2 protein-coding genes are annotated in these 1,737 nt (G+C 76.3%); both read left to right on the forward strand.

Annotation, left to right across the window (positions count from 1 at the left end; translation table 11 throughout):
- A partial coding sequence (locus EAO77_RS37290) for a 3-oxoacyl-ACP reductase (RefSeq protein ID WP_147992701.1) occupies positions 1–870 on the forward strand: 870 nt, incomplete at its 5' end.
- Between the two features lie 2 nt (positions 871–872).
- Positions 873–1,737, forward strand: an 865-nt coding sequence (locus EAO77_RS37295; RefSeq protein ID WP_147992702.1) for a MaoC family dehydratase, incomplete at its 3' end; no start/stop codon positions are given.

Here is a 1,737-nt window from a genome sequence, read left to right on the forward strand (position 1 = left end):
CTGGTCCGCCTCACCTCGCCCGATCCGGCGTCGGCCGCCTCCACCCTGCGCTTCCTGCTCTCCCCCAAGTCGGCCTACGTGAGCGGCCAGGTCGTCGAACTCACCGACGCCGCACCGGCCGACGCCGACCCCGACCGCCCCCTGGCCGGCCGGACGGCGCTGGTCACCGGAGCCGCCCGCGGCATCGGAGCGGCCGTCGCCGAGGTCCTCGTCCGCGACGGCGCCCATGTGGTCTGCCTCGACGTCCCGCAGGCCCGGGCCGACCTGGTGCGCACGGCCGACGCGCTGAACGGCACCGCCCTGCCCCTCGACATCACCGCCGCCGACGCCGCGGACCGCATCGTCGCCGCCCTCCCCGGCGGCGGGCTGGACGTCCTCGTCCACAACGCGGGCATCACCCGCGACCGCCGCCTCGCCAACATGCCCGCGGACCGCTGGAGCCAGGTACTGGACGTCAACCTGGCGGCCGTCCTGGACACCACCGACGCGCTGCTGAAGCAGGGCGCGGTCCGCCGCGGCGGGAGCGTCGTCGCCACGGCGTCCATCGCGGGGATCGCGGGCAACACCGGCCAGACCAACTACGCCGCGAGCAAGGCCGGCGTGATCGGCCTGGTCCGCTCGCTGGCGCCCCGCGCGGCCGCGGCGCACGGGGTCACCGTCAACGCCGTCGCACCGGGCTTCATCGAGACGAGGATGACCGCCGCGGTACCGCTGTTCATCCGTGAGGCGGGCCGCCGGATGAACTCGATGGCCCAGGGCGGACTGCCCGTGGACGTCGCCGAGGCCACCGCGTACCTCGCCGACCCGTCGTCGGGTGCGGTCAACGGGCAGATCCTGCGCGTCTGCGGCCAGAGCCTGCTGGGCGCCTGACCATGACGACCGTCACGCTCACCTCGGCCCCCTCCCTCGCGCCCCTGCTCGCACGCGGCGCCGCCCTGTCCCCGCTCAAGCGGGCCGGCGCCGGCGCGCCGCTGCCGAAGACCCGCCTGGTGCTCCCGGCGGCGCGCACCGACACCCGCCGCCTGGCCGCCTACGCCGCGGTCTGCGGCTTCCCCGCCACGGGCCCGCGGGAGCCGCTGCCCCTGACGTATCCCCACGTCCTCGCCTTCCCGCTGGCGATGCGGGTGATGGCGGACCGGCGCTTCCCCCTGCCGCTCCTGGGGCTCGTCCACACCGGCATCGACATCGCCCGCCACGGCCCGGCGCTGCTCCCCGCCGACCGGCCCGAACTGACCGTGTACGCCGAGGAACTGGTCCCCCACCGGCGCGGCACCGAGGTCGTGATGGTCACTCAGGCGTGCCTGGAGGGCGAGCTGGTCTGGGTGTCCCGCAGCACCTACCTGGCCCGCCACCGGGTCACCGGCGGCGCACCGGACGAGCGGCGGCCGGCACCCGAACCGCTGCCGGCACGTGCCGAGTGGCGGCTGCCCGGCGATCTCGGACGCCGCTACGGCGCGGCGTCCGGCGACCGCAACCCGATCCATCTGCACCCGCTGACGGCACGGCTGTTCGGCTTCCCCCGGGCCATCGCCCACGGGATGTGGACCTTCGCCCGGTGTGTGGCGCAGGCGGAGGGCGGGGGCGGCCCGTCGGCGGCAGCCCAGGCGGAGTTCAGCGCTCCGGTGCTGCTGCCCGCCACCGTGACCTACGCGTCCCGCCCCACCGGCGACGGCACCACGGCCTTCCAGCTCCGCACCGGCACCCGCCTCCACCTCACCGGCGAGGCCACCCCGCCCA

The sequence above is a fragment of the Streptomyces sp. T39 genome (assembly GCF_008042045.1).
Classification (GTDB): domain Bacteria; phylum Actinomycetota; class Actinomycetes; order Streptomycetales; family Streptomycetaceae; genus Streptomyces.